Source organism: Sphingomonas sp. LY54 (assembly GCF_035594035.1).
Lineage (GTDB): Bacteria > Pseudomonadota > Alphaproteobacteria > Sphingomonadales > Sphingomonadaceae > Allosphingosinicella.
The window spans coordinates 2,362,992-2,380,328 of the sequence record NZ_CP141588.1 but is presented as its reverse complement, the minus strand read 5'-3'; the positions used below and the strand labels follow the sequence as shown (position 1 = coordinate 2,380,328).

At 67.9% G+C, this 17,337-nt stretch carries 17 protein-coding genes; 7 read left to right on the top strand and 10 right to left on the bottom strand.

Annotated elements, in window-relative coordinates; translation table 11 throughout:
- Positions 1–3: 3 nt before the first annotated feature.
- From SH591_RS11880 to SH591_RS11870, 3 genes are read right to left on the bottom strand one after another with little or no spacing between them, the layout of a single operon-like run.
- The gene (locus tag SH591_RS11880) at positions 4–582 is read right to left on the bottom strand and encodes a hypothetical protein (RefSeq protein ID WP_324749293.1); all 579 of its coding nucleotides are present in this window, start codon (positions 580–582) and stop codon (positions 4–6) included.
- A gap of 9 nt (positions 583–591) precedes the next feature.
- A complete protein-coding gene (locus tag SH591_RS11875) occupies positions 592–1,092 on the bottom strand; it encodes an isoprenylcysteine carboxyl methyltransferase family protein (protein WP_324749292.1) in 501 nt (166 codons plus the stop codon).
- Complete coding sequence (locus SH591_RS11870) at positions 1,089–2,144, bottom strand: type III polyketide synthase (protein WP_324749291.1); 1,056 nt, start codon at positions 2,142–2,144, stop codon at positions 1,089–1,091. Before SH591_RS11870 ends, SH591_RS11875 begins: the two co-directional genes overlap by 4 nt.
- Positions 2,145–2,236: 92 nt before the next feature.
- On the opposite strand from SH591_RS11870, the gene SH591_RS11865 reads away from it, so the two are divergent.
- Positions 2,237–3,388: a PQQ-dependent sugar dehydrogenase gene (locus SH591_RS11865; protein ID WP_324749290.1), complete on the top strand. Its 1,152-nt coding sequence runs from the start codon at positions 2,237–2,239 to the stop codon at positions 3,386–3,388.
- A 115-nt stretch (positions 3,389–3,503) separates the two neighbouring features.
- On the opposite strand, the gene trmB is transcribed toward SH591_RS11865, so the two are convergent.
- The 3 genes from trmB to lnt all read right to left on the bottom strand — a co-directional run bounded on the left by trmB (position 3,504) and on the right by lnt (position 7,169).
- A complete protein-coding gene (gene trmB, locus SH591_RS11860; protein ID WP_322832221.1) occupies positions 3,504–4,181 on the bottom strand; it encodes a tRNA (guanine(46)-N(7))-methyltransferase TrmB in 678 nt (225 codons plus the stop codon).
- 157 nt (positions 4,182–4,338) lie between these two features.
- Entirely contained in the window at positions 4,339–5,580 is a 1,242-nt protein-coding gene (metK, locus tag SH591_RS11855) for a methionine adenosyltransferase (protein ID WP_324749289.1), read from the bottom strand.
- Between the two features lie 74 nt (positions 5,581–5,654).
- Entirely contained in the window at positions 5,655–7,169 is a 1,515-nt protein-coding gene (gene lnt, locus SH591_RS11850; RefSeq protein ID WP_324749288.1) for an apolipoprotein N-acyltransferase, read from the bottom strand.
- A 57-nt stretch (positions 7,170–7,226) separates the two neighbouring features.
- Here lnt and SH591_RS11845 point away from each other — a divergent pair, with 57 nt between their 5' ends.
- Complete coding sequence (locus SH591_RS11845) at positions 7,227–7,649, top strand: VOC family protein (protein WP_324749287.1); 423 nt, start codon at positions 7,227–7,229, stop codon at positions 7,647–7,649.
- Positions 7,650–7,666: 17 nt separating this feature from the next.
- Here the strand turns inward: SH591_RS11845 and SH591_RS11840 are convergent, their stop codons facing one another.
- The 3 genes from SH591_RS11840 to SH591_RS11830 form a co-directional block, all read right to left on the bottom strand.
- Positions 7,667–8,734, bottom strand: a complete 1,068-nt coding sequence (locus SH591_RS11840) for a retroviral-like aspartic protease family protein (protein ID WP_324749286.1) — start codon at positions 8,732–8,734, stop codon at positions 7,667–7,669.
- A 92-nt stretch (positions 8,735–8,826) separates the two neighbouring features.
- The gene (locus SH591_RS11835) at positions 8,827–9,315 is read right to left on the bottom strand and encodes a flavin reductase family protein (protein ID WP_324749285.1); all 489 of its coding nucleotides are present in this window, start codon (positions 9,313–9,315) and stop codon (positions 8,827–8,829) included.
- Between the two features lie 9 nt (positions 9,316–9,324).
- Positions 9,325–10,182 (bottom strand): arginase family protein, encoded by an 858-nt coding sequence (locus tag SH591_RS11830; protein ID WP_324749284.1) that lies wholly within the window; start codon positions 10,180–10,182, stop codon positions 9,325–9,327.
- A 77-nt stretch (positions 10,183–10,259) separates the two neighbouring features.
- On the opposite strand from SH591_RS11830, the gene hutI reads away from it, so the two are divergent.
- The 5 genes from hutI to SH591_RS11805 all read left to right on the top strand — a co-directional run bounded on the left by hutI (position 10,260) and on the right by SH591_RS11805 (position 16,507).
- Entirely contained in the window at positions 10,260–11,465 is a 1,206-nt protein-coding gene (gene hutI / locus SH591_RS11825) for an imidazolonepropionase (protein ID WP_416385184.1), read from the top strand.
- Between the two features lie 117 nt (positions 11,466–11,582).
- Positions 11,583–13,247, top strand: coding sequence for a urocanate hydratase (gene hutU / locus SH591_RS11820; RefSeq protein WP_324749283.1), 1,665 nt, complete (start codon positions 11,583–11,585; stop codon positions 13,245–13,247).
- 109 nt (positions 13,248–13,356) lie between these two features.
- Entirely contained in the window at positions 13,357–14,868 is a 1,512-nt protein-coding gene (gene hutH / locus SH591_RS11815; protein ID WP_324749282.1) for a histidine ammonia-lyase, read from the top strand.
- A 93-nt stretch (positions 14,869–14,961) separates the two neighbouring features.
- A complete protein-coding gene (locus SH591_RS11810) occupies positions 14,962–16,065 on the top strand; it encodes a CDP-alcohol phosphatidyltransferase family protein (protein ID WP_324749281.1) in 1,104 nt (367 codons plus the stop codon).
- Between the two features lie 10 nt (positions 16,066–16,075).
- Positions 16,076–16,507, top strand: a complete 432-nt coding sequence (locus SH591_RS11805; protein ID WP_324749280.1) for an HIT family protein — start codon at positions 16,076–16,078, stop codon at positions 16,505–16,507.
- A 10-nt stretch (positions 16,508–16,517) separates the two neighbouring features.
- Here SH591_RS11805 and SH591_RS11800 read toward each other — a convergent pair whose 3' ends face one another.
- Positions 16,518–17,255 carry a phosphocholine cytidylyltransferase family protein gene (locus SH591_RS11800; protein WP_324749279.1) on the bottom strand — a complete coding sequence of 246 codons (738 nt, stop codon included), beginning with the start codon at positions 17,253–17,255 and terminating at the stop codon, positions 16,518–16,520.
- Between the last annotated feature and the right edge of the window lie 82 nt (positions 17,256–17,337).

Here is a 17,337-nt window from a genome sequence, read left to right as displayed (position 1 = left end):
GCATCAGTCGCCGCCCCATGGCGCCGGCGGCGGGGTGACCGGCCTGGAGAGATCGAACTCGACGCGGAAGAAGCGGTTCGGGCGGCGCAGCTCGTAGGCGAAGGCGCGGCCGGGATTCGCTTCGACCGCCCAAACATTGTCGAGCGAGGCGGTTATGCCGGCGTGGCGGAAGAGCTTCTTGGTGAAGGCATCGGTCGGGAAGTGCTGGCGCGTCGCCGTGCCGCCGCTGCCGTCGCCGCCATATTGGGTGAGATCGTCCTCGCTGCCGTCCTCGTGGCGGTGGTCGTGCTTCAGCCGCAGGCCGGCATCGGTGCGGGTGATGACCCAGGTGCGCGAACGATCGGCGCCGACATGGAAGGGAATGCGCACCGTGTCGGCCGAGCATTCGCGGACGTGCATGACGAGCTGCTGGCCGGCCATATCCTGGTCCTGCGCGTCGCTGCTGACCAGCCGGCCCTCATAGGCCTTGCCGCACAGGCTCTGGAGATTGGCGAAGAAGGCGTCCGCATCAGCGTCGCCGCCGCTTGTGGTGGCGCAGGCGGAGAGCGCCAGCAGGGCGAAGAGCGGCAGAATCCTGTTCATGGACGAGGGTTAGCGCGGTCCGGCGGCACTTTCGAGCGCCTTTTCCTCGGCCCGAATCCGGACCGTCAGCACCGCCGCATTGAGCAGGGAGAAAAGCAGCGCGACTGGCCACAGGCCGAAGGCGAGCGGCAGCAACGCGATCTCGGCGACGACGACCAGGTAATTGGGATGGCGGACGAAGCGGAACGGCCCGCGTGCGATCAAGGGCGCGCCGGGCAGGACGATGATGCGCGTGGTCCAGCGCTCGCCCAATGTGGCCAGCACCCACAATCGCGCGCCCTGCAGCAGCACGAACAGGCCGATCAACGGCCAGAGCACCGGCCGGCCGGGCGCCAGCCACCACAAGGCGGCGAGCCAGGCGGCGTGGATCGCGACGATCAGCGGATAATGGCGAGCGCCGACCTCGTAGGCGCCGCGCGCGAGCAGGCCGCGCGTGTGGCGACGCGACACGGCCAGTTCGGCGAGGCGCTGCGCCGTGACCAGAGCGAGGATCGCGACCGCCGCATTCATGCGCGGGCGAGCGAGAGACCGCTGGTCGTGAAGCCCGGCCCGAGCGCAAGCAGCATCGTCCGCTCGGGCATGCCGGCTGCGAGCAGGCGATCGAGGACGAACAGGACGGTCGGCGCGGACATGTTGCCATAATCGCGCAGCACCGCGCGCTCGTGATCGAGCGATCCCTGGTCGAGGTGCAGGCTGAGCTCGAGCGCGGCGATCACCTTGGCGCCGCCGGGATGGCAGGTGAAGCGATCGACCTCGTCGCGTTCAAGCCCGGCATCATCCAGGATCTGCGTCACGCCCGCCGCCATATTCTCCTCGATGAAGGGCGGGATCGCCCGGTCGAAGATCACGCCGAGCCCCGGATCCTCGACGTCCCAGCCCATGATGCCGAGCGTGTCCGGCCAGAGTATCTCCCCGCCGCCCTCGATCCGGGCGATGCCGCCGTCGCCGCCGCGCACCACGGCGGCGGCTGCGCCGTCGCCGAACAAGGCGGTGGCGACGACATTGGCCTTGGACAGCTTATCGAGCCGGATCGAGGTGGAGCACAGTTCGACCGTCACAAACAGCACCGTCCGGCCGCCCGCCGCCAGCCGCGCGGCGAGGGCCAGCCCGCTGACGCCGCCGGCGCAGCCCAGGCCGAACACCGGCACCCGTTCGACATTGGCGCGGAAACCCATCCGCCCGGCGACCCGCGCCTCGAGGCTCGGCGTGGCGATGCCGGTGGTGGAGACGGTGACGAGCGTGTCGATGGCGTCGGGCGAGAGGCCGGCCCGGTCGAGCGCCGTTTCCGCCGCTTCGGTATAGAGCGCTTCCGCCGCCTCGAGATAGACGGCGTTGCGCGCCTTCCAGCCATGATCGCCATGATACCAGGGCTCGGGCCGGACGACGTGGCGCTGCGCGATGCCGGCATTGTCGAACACCGGCTCCATCTGCTCGAACAGGCGCATCCGCGCGCCGAACAGGCTCCGCGCCAGCGCCTTGGCCTCGGGCTGGGTGAGGATCGTCGGCGGCACCGCCGTCGCCAGCGAGAGCAGCGCCACCGGAGGGCCATGCTTCCGACTCATACCAGCTCCGCACAGAGGGCCCCTGACTATTGACGCAACTCCGCAGAGGCTGAAAGGTTCGCTTACGAAACCCGACAGCGGAGCCCCTGCCCATGCGCCCTCTCCTCCTCGCCACGCTTCCCTTGTTGCTCGCGAGCGGCTGCAGTCCGTCCGAGGGCGTCGCCAGCGGCAACAGCAGCGCCCCGACCCAGACGGCAACTGGCAATCCGTTCACCGTGCAGGAGATCGCCAAGTTCGACGAACCATGGGCGATGACCTTCATTCCGGGCACCGGCCAGGCGCTGATCACCGAAAAGAAGGGCCGGCTCAAACTGTGGAACGCGGATGGCGCGATCATCGACGTCGCCGGCGTGCCGCCGGTCGATTATGGCGGCCAGGGCGGCTTCGGCGACGTCGTCCTCCACCCCGATTTCGCCAATAACCAATTCATCTATCTGAGCTGGGTCGAGGCGGGCGACGGGGATACGCGCGGCGCGGTGGTCGGCCGCGGCAAATTGGTCCTCGCCGGCGACACGGCCCGCATCGAAGGCCTCCAGCCGATCTGGCGCCAGGAGGCCAAGGTCACCGGCCGGGGCCATTTCGCCCACCGCATGGCCTTCTCGCCCGACGGCTACCTCTTCATTACCAGCGGCGACCGGCAGAAGTTCGATCCCGCCCAGGACATGAGCCAGAATCTCGGCAAGGTCATCCGCCTCACCGACGCCGGCGGGGTGCCGAGCGACAATCCCTTCTACGACAAGGGCCGCGTGACCGCGCAGATCTGGACGCTCGGCCACCGCAACCCGCTCGGCATCGCCTTCGATGCCCAGGGGCGCCTGTGGGAGCATGAGATGGGCCCGCAGGGCGGCGACGAGGTCAATTTGATCGTCAAAGGCAAGAACTATGGCTACCCGATCGTCTCCAACGGCGACCATTATGACGGCAAGGACATTCCCGACCACCCGACCCGGCCCGAATTCGAGGCGCCCAAGGTCTGGTGGAACCCGGCCATCTCGCCGGCCGGCATGATCGTCTATTCGGGCGACATGTTCCCGGCCTGGAAGGGCGACATTCTGATGGGCGCGCTTTCCGGCAAGGCGCTGATCCGCGTCGATCTCGACGGTACCAATGCGCGCAAGGGCGATCAGTGGGACATGGGCACCCGCATCCGCGAGGTCGAGCAGGGCCCGGACGGCTCGGTCTATCTGCTCGAGGACCAGGACAAGACCGGCGGCGGCCGCCTGCTCAAGCTGACGGCGCGGTAGGGAACAACCGCCCCTACGACGTCACCCCGGACTTGATCCGGGGCCTATGAACACGGGCTTATTCGTAAAGGCCCGTGTTCATGGATGCCGGATCAAGTCCGGCATGACGGTGAGCTCACACCCTGCGGTAGCGGAAGTACCAGACTTCGTGGCCCTTGCGGCGGGCCTTGGCTTCGTATCGCGTCTCGGGCCAGCCGCCGGGGCGGACGAGGAAATCCTTCGCGCTCTCGGCCAGCCATTCGAAATCGCGGCGCTGGTTCATGATCATCATCGACCAGCGGCAATAGGTGGGATCGTCGGTGCCGAGCCGGAACTCGCCGCCGGGCTGGAGCTTGGCGGCGATGATGTCGAGCGGGCCGTGGTTGACCATCCGGCGCTTGGCGTGGCGCGCCTTGGGCCATGGGTCCGGGTGGAGCAGATAGACGAAGCGGAGCGACGCATCGGGCAGCCGCTCGAGCACTTCGAGCGCGTCGCCCATATGCAGGCGGACGTTGGGCAAAGCCTTGTCGCGGACATGGCCGAGCGCGCCGACGACGCCGTTCAGGAACGGCTCGCAGCCGATGAAGCCGTGATCGGGAAGCAGGTCCGCTCGGTAGGCGAGATGCTCGCCGCTGCCGAAGCCGATCTCGAAATGGAGCGGGCGCTCATCGCCGAACAAAGCCGGAGCGGAAAGCGGCCCTTCGGGAACGCTGATCGCGGGCAGCAATTCCTCGACGAGGGCGGCCTGGCCCTGGCGCAATTTGTGGCCGGAACGGCGGCCGTAGAGGCGGCGGATGGTCGTGGGATCGGACATAAGGCTCCTCCCCTCCCGCTTGCGGGAGGGGCCGGGGGTGGGAAATTCACGGACCCCTTAGGCGCGGTTAGCCCACCCCTTCAAGCCGGCTTCTCGGGTCCGTGCGGGGCACGGACCTGCCGGCTTGACCCCTCCCGCGAGCGGGAGGGGAAGCGAATCAGAGCGCGGCCTTCAGCTTCTCGACCAGGTCGGTCTTTTCCCAGCTGAACAGGTCACCCTCGGCCTTGCGGCCGAAATGGCCGTAGGCGGCAGTGGGCTGGTAGATCGGCTTGTTGAGGCCGAGATGCGTGCGAATGCCCTTGGGCGTCAGGCGCACCAGGCTCGGCAGAACCTGCTCGAGCTGCTCGGCGGTGACGCCGTTCTTCTCGGTGCCGTGGAGGTCGACATAGAGCGACAGCGGCTCGGCCACGCCGATCGCGTAGGAAAGCTGGATCGTGCAGCGCTTGGCGAGGCCCGCGGCGACCACGTTCTTGGCGAGATAGCGGCTGACATAAGCGGCCGAACGATCGACCTTGGTCGGGTCCTTGCCGCTGAACGCGCCGCCGCCATGCGGCGCCGCGCCGCCATAAGTGTCGACGATGATCTTGCGGCCGGTCAGGCCGGCGTCGCCGTCCGGACCGCCGATCTCGAAGCGGCCGGTCGGGTTGACGTAGATTTTGGTCTCGTCGGTGATGAAGCCCTTGGGAAGCACGTCCTCGAAGACGCCGACGACATAGTCGCGCAGTTCCTTGTAGCGGACGGGATCGGAGCCCTCGCGGCCGTCGTCGCAATAGCCCGGCGCATGCTGGGTCGAGACGACCAGGGCGGCCGCGGCGACCGGCGCGCCATTTTCGTAGCGCAGGGTCACCTGGCTCTTGGCGTCGGGCTCAAGGAACGGCGCCTTGCCGCTGTGACGGTCGGCCGAGAGCCGCTCGAGGATGCGATGCGAATAATAAAGCGTGGCGGGGAGCAGGTCCGGCGTCTCGTCGGTGGCGTAGCCGAACATGATGCCCTGGTCGCCGGCGCCCTCGTCCTTGTTGCCGCTCTCATCGACGCCCTGCGCGATATGCGCGGACTGGCCGTGGAGGTGGTTGTCGAAGGTGGCCGTCTGCCAGTGAAAGCCGTCCTGCTCGTAGCCGATCTTCTGCACGACGTGGCGGACGGTCCGCTCGATCTCGTCGCGCACGCCCGGCGCCCAACCGTGGGTGTCGGCGAACTCGGTCTCGTCGAAGACGCCCTTGCAGCGGATTTCGCCGCCGACGACGATGCGCTGGGTGGTGACGAGCGTCTCGCAGGCGACGCGCGCTTCCGGATCGCGGCTGAGGAACAGATCGACGATCGCGTCGGAAATCTGGTCCGCGACCTTGTCGGGGTGCCCCTCGGAGACGGATTCGGACGTGAAGATATAGTTGCTGCGCATCAGGAAACCGGGCCTTTTCGATGGTCAACGAGAACGGGACATTAGGATATAAAGATATCCTTATATGTGTTCCCCTAGCGCTGTTTGCGCGCGAGAGCAATTGCGATGGCGACCAGAATCAGCGCGAACAGGAGCGGCAGGATGTTGCCCAGGCGCGCGAACGGCGTTGGCGCCTTGGCCGCGGGCAGCCGCGCGTCGATGACGCCGGCAGTCTGCCACGGCAGGCTGTGGAGCACCTGCCCGTCGGCATCGATCACCGCGGAGATGCCGGTCGGCGTCGAGCGCAACACTGGCAGCCCCTCTTCCAGCGCGCGCAATTGGGCCTGGGCGAGATGCTGGGGCGGGCCCCAGGCGCCGAACCACGCGTCGTTCGACGGATTGAACAGGAAGGCCGGGCGGTTGGCGCGGTCGACCACCTGGCCCGAGAAGATGATCTCGTAGCAGATCTGGAAGCCGACCTTGCCGAGGCCCGGAATGCCGATCGTGCGCGGCCCCGGCCCGGCGTCGAAATCGATGTCGCCGGGGGCGAGGCGCGAGAGGCCGAGGCGCGACAGGATCGGCCGCATCGGCAGATACTCGCCATAAGGTACGAGATGCGCCTTGTCGTAGCGAGCGAGCGAATGGCCGTGCGCGTCCATCGCGAACACGCTGTTGGTGGCACTGGTCACGCGCTCGCCGTCAGCCGAATGGAAGGCGATGCCGCCGGTGAGCAGCAGATCCTGCGGACCGAGCAGGGCGCCGACCTCCTTCTGCAGGCGGAAGGTGCGCTCGCGATAATAAGGGTCCTTGCGGTCGTCCTCGAGCGGATCGGTGATCGCCGCCTCGGGCCAGAGCAGCAGGCGCGGGCCGGAATCGTCGGAGCGCGACAATTCCCGCAATCGGGCGAAGTTGCGCTCGCGGAATCCCTCCTCCCATTTGTCCTGCTGGCCGATATTGGGCTGGACGATGGTGAGGCGAATGCCCGGTTTCGCCGGTGCCTGCGGCGAGGCGAGCGGCGCCAGCACCGTCGCGACCGCGAGGGCTGAGAAGAGCAGGATCGCGCGACGCATGCCGCGCTCCAGCAGGAGCAGAAGGCAGCCAGCGAGCAGCATCGTCACGCCCGAAAGGCCATAGGTGCCGATCAGGGTGGCGAGGCGCGAGACCTGCGTCGGCAGCAAAGATACGCCAGCCGGGTTCCAGGCGAAGCCGGTGAAGAGGGCCGCGCGCAGCCATTCGGTGACGATCCAGGCGGCGGCGAAGACGAGCACGAGCCGCAGCCGGTCCGCACGGCCCCAGCGCCAGGCCAGCCCGGCCGCCACCGCCGGAAAAACGGCGAGATAGAGCGAGAGCAGGACGACGGAGACCCAGCCGAGCCAGGCCGGCATCGCCGACTGATAGGTGAAGGCGGTCGCGATCCAGTTCAGGCCGAGGACGAAATGGCCGGCGCCGAACCACCAGCCCCGCGCCAGCGCGCTGCGGAGCGACGGGGCCTGCTCGATCAGCCAGAGCAAGGCTGCGAAGCCGAGGATGGTGAGCGGCCACCAGCCGACCGGGGCGAAGCCGAGCGCGGCGGCGAGACCTGCGAGCAGGGAAAGGAGGAGGAATTTCATCCGGCGCTTCTATGTGTGGGATGGATGCGATTTTCAATCGGCGTTACAGAGGCCGGCATGACACTCCCCCCCTTCCACCTCGCCTTTCCAGTCCACGACCTGGACGCCGCCCGCGCTTTCTACGGCGAACTGCTCGGCTGCCCGGAAGGGCGCAGCGATGCGCAGTGGATCGACTTCGATTTCTTCGGGCACCAGATCGTGACGCATCTCTCGCCCGACGCGAAGCCGCGCGCGCACCACAATCCGGTCGACGGCCACGACGTGCCGGTGCCGCATTTCGGCGCGGTGCTGCCGATGGCGCAATGGCAGGAACTGGCCGACCGGCTCACCGCCGCCGGCACGCAATTCGTGATCGAGCCCAATGTCCGCTTCCGCGGCCTGCCCGGCGAGCAGGCGACGATGTTCTTCCTCGATCCCTCTGGCAACGCGCTCGAATTCAAGGCGATGGCCGACCCGGCGAAGCTGTTCGTCAAGCAATAAAGCGAGGCTTGGCGCTGCTACCGGCGGCACACTTCCTTGTTGTCGCCCGACGATACGCGCGTGATCGCGGAGGGCTGGGTGCTGATGACGATCCCGGTCGAGCCGCATCGCCTCAGCTGGAAGCGGACCTTGCGGGCACGGAAGTCGAGCGACACCCGGCGGAACGTCTCGAGCAGGTCGGTCCCGAGCAGCAAAGCGGGCTCCTTCGCAAGGCCGAACACCGTGAAGGGAGGCACGTCGGCGAAAGCCATAGGCACATTGCGCAGGGTGACCGAACCGACGCGAAGCTCGCCGATGCGCGCCAGCTGCAAATGGGCCGTCACCCCGGTGACGCCGATCACCGGAACCGTCACGAACTTGTCGCGATGGCGCCGCATCAGCCGGTCGCGGAGAGGCAGGTTGCCGATAGTAATCTCCGATCCGGTATCGATCACCGCCTCGAGCGACAGGCCGGCCGCGCTGACCTGGGTCAGGATCAGTTGGCCGCGCCGGCGTCGCGCCGTCACCACGATGTCGCCGGGGAGCAGTTTCGGCGGCGGCCGGCGTGCGTCCTCGGCCTTGATCAGGCGCTTCTCGAAATCCATCATCAGCCGCTGCTGGACGAGCGCGTCGATCCCGATCATGCCCTCGCCGCCCATGTCCAGTTCCCGCAAGGCGGGAAGCTGCAAATTCCTGATCGTGCTTTGACCGAGCGACAGCTCCTCGACCATTACGCGATCCACCTCGGCGCTGGCGGTCATCCCGTGCAAGATCACCGGCGTACCGACCGGCAATTGCAATTCACGCGCGATGCGCAAGCCGATCGCCGAAGTATCGGCGCCGCTGTCGACGAGAAAACGGTATGGCCCCCGGCCATTGACCTGCACCTCGATGGTCATGCGCGTGTTGACCTTGCGCGCGTTGATGTCTTCTCCGCCGATCGCGAGCGTATCGTCGATCACCGCGGGTGGCAGCGGAGGCATTTCCGTGGGCGGCACCGGGCGCGGCTTGCGGATCAGCGGGGCCTGGGCCCGCACGCCGTCGCCCGCCGAGGCCATCAGCGTCAGTCCCAACAGGACGGACAGGCAGCAGCGACCTATCGGCACGCGCTCCGCTCCTTAAATCGACCGATCCTTGATATCCCGGCAAGCGTCCGCGTTCCACCCCAAGGGGGGCGCCCGATCGCGACCCTAGCGCCTCAGCTGACGCTTCCGTAGCGGCCGTCGAGGTAGACCAAGGGATGCACGTCCTCCCGCACCTCGACCTTTTCGACCACGCCGATAAAGATGCTGTGCGTGCCGAACTGGTGGTGGTCGGTGCGCCGGCAGAGCAGATAGGCCTGCGCGTCGGCGAGGCGCGGCGGACGGGCGCCGTCCATCTCCCAGCCCTCGACGAAGCGCAGAGCGTGGCGCTCGCGGTCGGCGAACATCTGGGCGAGATCCTCCTGGTCGCGGTGCAGCACGTTGACGCCGAAATGCGACACGTCCTCCATCGAGGCGTGGAGCCGGGCGGCGCGGTTGATGCAGACGAGCAGGCTCGGCGGGTCCATGGCCAAGCTCGACATGGCCGTGGCGGTGATGCCCATCGGCTGGCCATCGGCGCAGATGCTGATCACGTTCACGGTGGAGGCGACGCGGCGCATCGCCTGACGGAAGGCCGTGCCCAGCTCCGGATCACTCTCGCTCATCCGGCTGCCTTAGCGGGCCGCAAAGCCGGCCGCTACCTCGCAGACCCAGCGGGCGGCGGTGAGCGCGGTAATATCGCTGACGTCGAGCGAGGGATCGAACTCGGTCAGGTCGACGAGCCTCACGCGTGGCTGCGCGGCCAGCCAGCGCGCGGCTTCGAAGAACATTTCGACCGGCATGCCGCCGGGGCGCGCGCCGGGCGCGCCCGGGCATTGCGACCGATCGATCACGTCGATGTCGAAATCGACCATCACGACCTCGGCATGGGCGATCCGCGCCAGCGCGTCCTTCAGCACGGGCACGATCCCGCGCCGCCGGCATTCGGAAATGGTGGTGACGCCGATCCCGGCCGCTTCGGCGTCGCGGTGCATCTTGGCGGTGTTGGCGAACGGGGCGAGGCCGATCTGGCAGATATTGGCGCCGGGCAGCCCGTCCTCGAGCAGGCAGCGGATCGGATTGCCGTTGCGCGGCCCCTCGTCGGTCTCGCGCAGGTCGAAATGGGCGTCGAGCGTGATCAGCCCGACGTTGCCCAACGCCACGCCGAGCCCGTGCGCCGCCGGCCGGGTCACCGCATTGTTGCCGCCGAGCAGGATGGTGAGGCCGTGGGCGGCGATGCAGGCGGCGGCCGCGTCGCGGATCGGGGCGAAGCCCTCGGCCGGCATCGCCCCGCGCAAAGCCACGTCACCGGCGTCGCGGATCGCCACCGCCAGTTCCTGCCGCGTTTCCAGATCGTAGGTGCTGAATCGGCTGAGCGCCTGGCGGATCGCGGCCGGCGCCAGATCGCAGCGGCCCGGCGTCACCGAGCCCTCGCACATCGGCGCGCCGAGCAGGGCCAGATCGGCGGCTTCGGCCACGAACAGGTCGGTCATGCGCGGCCAGGCGGATCGAGAGGATTGCGGGTCCATGGCTTTGACCCTTTAGGCAGCTTCGTGCCAATAGGCGAGCCATGTGGGACCGGCTGATCACAGACTGCAATATCGCCACGATGGATCCCTCGATCGACGCCCCGTTCGGCGCAATCGAGGACGGCGCGATCGCGATTCAAGACGGGCGCATCCTCCGCGTCGGCCGCCGCGTCGAGCTGGCCGGCAACCGCGCCCGGTCGGTCGAGCCGATGGGCGGGGCGTGGGTGACGCCGGGCCTGGTCGACTGCCACACCCACCTCGTCTTCGGCGGCAACCGCGCCGCCGAATATGAGCAGAGGCTCGGCGGCGCGACCTATGAGGAGATTGCTCGCGCCGGCGGCGGAATCCTCTCCTCGGTGCGGGCGACGCGCGAAGCCTCGCTGGAGGAACTGGTCGAGCAGGCACGGCCGCGATTGCAGGCGCTGATGCGCGGCGGCGCCACCACGGTGGAGATCAAGTCGGGCTACGGGCTCGACACCGCGACCGAGATTAGGATGCTGGACGCGGCCAGGGCGCTGGGCGCGAGCGAGAAGGTGCGCATCGCGCCGACTTTGCTCGCCCTCCATGCCTTGCCGCCCGAATATAAGGAAAGGCGCGCGGATTTCGTGCGGCTTGCGATCGAGGAGATGATCCCGGCCGCCGCCGGGCGCGCCGAGGCAGTCGACGCCTTTTGCGAGGGGATCGGCTTTACGCCCGACGAGGTCCGCGCCCTGTTCGACGCAGCCAGGGGCCATGGCCTTCGGGTCAAGCTCCACGCCGAGCAATTGAGCAATTTGAACGGCGCGGCGCTGGCCGCCGAATATCGCGCGCTTTCGGCCGACCATCTCGAACATGCCGACGAAGCCGGCATCGCGGCGATGGCCGCCGCCGGCATGGTCGCAGTTTTGCTGCCCGGCGCCTTCTATGCGCTGTCCGAGACTAGGAAGCCGCCGCTCGACCTGCTGCGCAAGCACAAGGTCCCGATCGCGATCGCCACCGACTGCAATCCGGGCACGTCGCCGGTGCTCTCGCCGACGCTGATGCTCAACATGGCCTGCACCTTGTTCCGCCTGACCCCGGAAGAGGCGCTGGCGGGAATGACGCGCGAGGGCGCCAGGGCCCTGGGCAACTTGGACGAGATCGGCACGATCGCCGCCGGCAAGGCGGCCGATCTGTGCGTATGGCGGATCAGCCGGCCGGCGGAACTCTGCTATTGGATCGGCCATCCCGGCCCCGAGCGGCGCATCGTCGCCGGACGGGATAGTTGAATTGCCGTCATTGCGAGCGCAGCGAAGCAATCCAGCCTTCAGGTGCGAAGCTGGATTGCTTCGTCGCTCCGCTCCTCGCAATGACGAACAGGTGTTCACACGAATGAGAGACGAGCTTTGAACCGACGCGACAACAGCCGCCGCATCCAGGCCCGCACCGGTACCGAGATCAAGGCCCGGTCCTGGGCGACCGAAGCGGCGGTGCGCATGCTGATGAACAATCTCGACCCCGGCGTCGCCGAGGCGCCCGAGGAGCTGGTCGTCTATGGCGGCATCGGCCGCGCCGCGCGCGACTGGGCGAGCTTCGACAAGATCGTCGAGACGCTCGAGCGGCTCGAGGACGACCAGACCCTGCTCGTCCAGTCGGGCAAGCCGGTCGGCGTGTTCCGTACCCACGCCGACGCGCCGCGCGTCCTGCTCGCCAATTCGAACCTCGTGCCGAAATGGGCGACCTGGGAGCATTTCCACGAATTGGACCGCAAGGGCCTGATGATGTACGGCCAGATGACGGCTGGATCGTGGATCTACATCGGCACGCAGGGCATCGTCCAAGGCACGTACGAGACCTTCGCCGAAATGGGCCGCCAGCAGTATGGCGGCGACCTCAAGGGCCGCTGGATCCTGACGGCGGGCCTCGGCGGCATGGGCGGCGCGCAGCCGCTCGCCGCGGTGATGGCCGGCGCGCACTGCATCGCGATCGAATGCCAGGAAAGCAGCATCAGCAAGCGGCTCGAGACGCGCTATCTCGACAGGCGCGCGACCAGCATCGACGAGGCGCTCGAGATCATCCGCAATGCGACCGAGCCGACCTCGGTCGGCCTGCTCGGCAATGCGGCCGAAATCCTGCCCGAGATGGTGAAGCGCGGCATCCGCCCCGACGCCGTCACCGACCAGACCTCGGCCCACGATCCGGTCAACGGCTATTTGCCGATCGGCTGGACGGTCGAGCAGTGGATCGCGAGGCGCGAGAGCGACCCCAAGGCGGTCGAGGAGGCGGCGCGCAAATCGATGGCGGTGCATGTCGAGGCGATGCTCGCCTTCAAGGCGATGGGCATCCCGACCTTCGACTATGGCAACAACATCCGCCAGGTCGCCAAGGACGAAGGCGTCGCCCATGCCTTCGACTTTCCCGGCTTCGTGCCGGCCTATGTGCGCCCGCTCTTCTGCCGCGGCATCGGCCCGTTCCGCTGGGTCGCGCTCTCCGGCGATCCCGAGGACATCTACAAGACCGACGCCAAGGTGAAGGAGCTGATCCCCGACGATCCGCACCTCCACCGCTGGCTCGACATGGCGCGCGATCGGATCGCCTTCCAGGGCCTGCCCGCGCGCATCTGCTGGGTCGGCCTCGGCCAGCGCCACCGCCTCGGCATGGCGTTCAACGAGATGGTCGCCCGCGGCGAATTGAAGGCCCCGGTCGTGATCGGCCGCGATCATCTCGATTCGGGCTCGGTCGCCAGCCCAAACCGCGAGACCGAGGCGATGCAAGACGGCTCCGACGCCGTCTCCGACTGGCCCTTGCTCAACGCCCTGCTCAACACCGCGTCCGGCGCGACCTGGGTATCGCTGCACCATGGCGGCGGCGTCGGCATGGGCTATTCGCAGCATGCCGGCATGGTCATCGTCGCCGACGGCACCGATGCGGCGGCGCGGAGGCTCGAGCGCGTGCTCTGGAACGACCCCGGCACCGGCGTCATGCGTCACGCCGACGCCGGCTACGACATCGCCATCGACTGCGCGCGCGAGCAGGGCCTCGATCTGCCGATGATCGGAGGCAAGGCATGACCCTTCCCGCCCATCCGTTCGGCCTGAACCTGTCGAAGGCCTGGTCTTCCTTGTCCACCGCGAGCAGAGGCAGGGGCTTCGACAAACTCAGCCCGAACGGAGCGCGAGAATGAGCATGGTCACCCTCCGCCCCGGCCAGGTCAGCCTAGCCCAGCTTCGCGCGATCTGGGCCGGCGCGCCCGTCGAGCTTGAGCCGGACGCGCACATCCGGATCGACGAGGCGGCCGATGCCGTCGCCCGCATCGTCCAGTCCGGGCGCACCGTCTACGGGGTCAACACCGGCTTCGGCCTGCTCGCCCAGACCCGCATCCCCGACGACCGGCTCGCCGAGCTGCAGCGCAACCTGATATTGTCGCACAGCTGCGGCCTCGGCGACGCGCTGCCGGCCCGCATCGTCCGGCTGATGATGGCGCTGAAGGTGATCGGCCTCGCCCGTGGCCATAGCGGCGTCCGCCGCATGGTCGTCCACCGGCTGCTCGTCCTGCTCGAGGCCGGTGCCTTGCCCGTCATCCCCGCCCAGGGCTCGGTCGGCGCCTCGGGCGACCTCGCTCCGCTCGCGCATTTGAGCGCCGCGCTGATCGGCGAAGGGACGATCGCCTATCAGGGCGAGATCATGCCAGCGTTGGAAGCGCTCGCCCGGCTCGCGCTCGAGCCTTTGGTGCTCGGCCCCAAGGAAGGGCTGGCGCTGATCAACGGCACGCAGGTGTCGACGGCGATCGCGCTCGACGCCTTGTTCACCGGCGAGCGCGTGCTCGCCTCCGGCGTGATCGCCGGGGCGCTTTCGGTTGACGCGCTCAAGGGCACCGATGCCGCCTTCGACCCGCGCCTCCACGAGGTTCGCGGACAGCCGGGCCAGATCGCCGTCGCCGCCGCGATCAAATCCTTGCTGGAGGGCAGCGCGATCCGCGCCTCGCACGCCGACTGCGACAAGGTGCAGGACCCGTACAGCTTCCGCTGCCAGCCGCAGGTGGTGGGCGCCGCGCTCGACCTGATGAAGAACGCCGCACGGACGCTCGAGATCGAGGCCAATGCCGTCACCGACAATCCGATCCTGTTCGGCGACGAGGCCATTTCGGGCGGCAATTTCCACGCCCAGCCGGTCGCTTTCGCCGCCGACATGCTGAGCATGGCGCTGTGCGAGGTCGGATCGATCTCCGAGCGGCGCACCGCCGTTCTGGTCGATCCCAAGATGAGCGGCCTGCCGCCCTTCCTGGTCGAGGACAGTGGCGTCAATTCGGGCTTCATGATCGCCCAGGTGACCGCCGCGGCCCTGGTGTCCGAGAACAAGACCCTCGCCTTCCCGGCCAGCGTCGATTCGATCCCGACCTCGGCCAACCAGGAAGACCATGTCTCGATGGCGACGCACGGGGCCCGCAAGGCCGGCACGATCGCCCGCAATGCCGCCGGCGTGATCGGCGTCGAGCTGCTCGCCGCAGTCCAGGGGCTCGACTTCCACGCGCCGCTGCGCAGCTCCGCCGCGCTCGACCGGGTCGCCACCCAGGTGCGGGAGGCGATCCCCTTTTACGTGTCCGATCGCTATTTCGCGACCGACCTCGCCTGGGCGCAGGATGCGGTCATCAGTGGCCGCTTCTCGGCCGAAGTTCAGGAAGAGCTGTTCTAGCCGGCCGGGCTCGCTCTCCCGGTCCCATATCTCTTATTGGTATCTCGCCGGTCTCTCGATAACGGCAGCGGACATGATTGCGGAGTGTTGGGCGTGACGACGATTGCGGGAGTGGGTGCGAACGAGACGAAGCTGTGGGGGCTGACCGCCGCCGAACGGCTGGGCCGCATTGTCCGGGCGCAGGGCCTGACGCCGGTCGATCATGCCGACGCGGTGGTGCTCGCCAATCTCGCTTACGTCTGGGACCCGACCTGGCTCCGCTTCGTCGCCGCGCGCCCGGACCACGTCGTCACGTTCGGCGGCGTGCCGGTGCTGGCCCACTGCGCCGAGGCCGGCGACCGCGCCCGGGTCCGGGAGGCCATGGCCGCAAACCGGCCCCTGGACGCCGCCGGCGGCCTCACGATCGTGGCGCAGGAGCATAGCGAGGGCCTGACCAACGACGAACTGCGCAAACGCGAGCGGCCATTCATGGACCGGCTCGTGCCGGAAACGGTGCGCAGCCTGGAGCGGGCGAGCTATTTCGGCGCCTATAAGGGCGTCACCGACGTCCTCACCAAATATCTCTGGCCGGAATGGGCGCTGGTCCTGACCCGAATCGCCGCGCGCTTCGGGATCACGCCGAACATGGTGACGGCGGTCGGCGCCGCATTGTGCGTCGCGGCCACGTTCCTCTTTTATTATGGCTGGTTCTGGACCGGGCTCGCCGCCGGCCTCGTCTTCATGGTGCTCGACACGGTCGACGGAAAGCTCGCGCGCTGCACGATCACCTCGTCCTGGTGGGGCAATGTGTTCGACCACGGCATCGATCTCGTCCACCCGCCTTTCTGGTGGTACGCCTGGGGCATCGGCCTGCACGCCTACGGCCGGCCGCTGTCCGACGAGCTTTTCTACGCGGTGATGGCGGTGATCGTCGGCGGCTACGTGCTGCAGCGGCTGATCGAGGGCGCGTTCATCAAGCAGTTCGGGATGCACATCCACGTCTGGGAGCATTTCGACAGCTGGTTCCGCCTGATCACCGCGCGCCGCAACCCGAATATGGTGATATTGCTGGTCGGCCTGGTCGTCGGCCGGCCCGATTGGGGCCTGGTCGCGGTCGCCGGCTGGACCCTGATCTCGCTCGTCGTGCATTTCGTGCGGCTGATGCAGGCGTGGAGCGTGCGTGCGCAGGGCCGGCCCATCATTAGCTGGCTCGGCTGAGGAGAGACACATGAACGCGACGATCGAACGGTTCGGTTACCCTGCCACCCTGGTCGCGGACTATGAGCATTGGGTGGTGCTGCTCCGGCCGGCGCAGCCGACGCTCGGCAGCCTGATCCTCGCGGCCAAGGGCGACTATCTCGCATTTTCGGACCTGCCTCCGGCGGCATTCGAGCAGATGCACGAGGTGGTCGGCGCGATCGAGGCCACCCTCGCCAAGGCGGTTGGTTACCAAAAGGTCAACTACCTGATGCTGATGATGGTCGACCCGCACGTCCACTACCATGTCATCCCGCGCTACGACGGCGAGCGCAGCCATGGTCCGATCACGATCGGCGATCCGGGCTGGCCCAAGCTTCCCGAGCTCGGCCATGCGATGACGCTCGACGAGCCGCAGGTCGCGCTGCTCACCGGCTGGCTGAAGGAACTGTGGCCCGCCTGAACCGCCGGCCCTAGTCCTGTCGCGCGGCCCACACCGCGGTGACGGCGCCGGCCTTGTCGAGATCCTCGGGGAAATCGACCTCCTGCCACAGTTCGCCCTTGATCGAGACGGTCTGGATGTCGTTCGCCGCAGCGAGGCCGTCGATGGCGCGGAGATACCAGCGGCGCGTCCCTTCGGAGGTGCGCATCATCCGCTCGACCTGGTCGACGAAGATCCGCCCGCCCTCGCCGCGAAAGGCGAGGAGGCCGATCGATTCCGCATTATACTGGCCCGGCTCGAGCGCCTTGCCGATGCGCATCAGGCGCGTGCCTTCGCGCAGCACCTTCATGTCGTCGGCGTCGTAATCGTCCTTCTCGTCGACGGTGACGGTGATCGCCGCGCCGTTTGCCGCCAGCACCCTGGCGACCAGGGTCTCGGACACCAACGTGTCGCCGTTGAGCAGCAGGGTGTCGCGGTCGAATTCGGTGCGCGCCATCCACACCGATCCGAGATTGTCGGCGACGTGATAGAAGGGGTTGAACAATGTCCGCACGCCCTCGCGCCGCCGGGCCACGGCATCGACGAGATCCTCGCGAAAACCCGTGACGATCACGATGTCGCCGATCCCGTTGGCTTGGAGCATGTCGAGCTGCCATTCGAGCAGCGACTTGCCCGAAAATTCGATCAGGCATTTGGGCCGGTCGTCGGTCAGCGGGTGGAGCCTCGACCCCTTGCCCGCGCTGAGGATGATGGCCTTTTCGATTCCCATGAGCGACGCCCGCAAAATTACTTCCACAGGCACAGCGCCCGTCCGGGCCTTTACCGCTTTGGCTTGCCCGCGTCACTTTTTT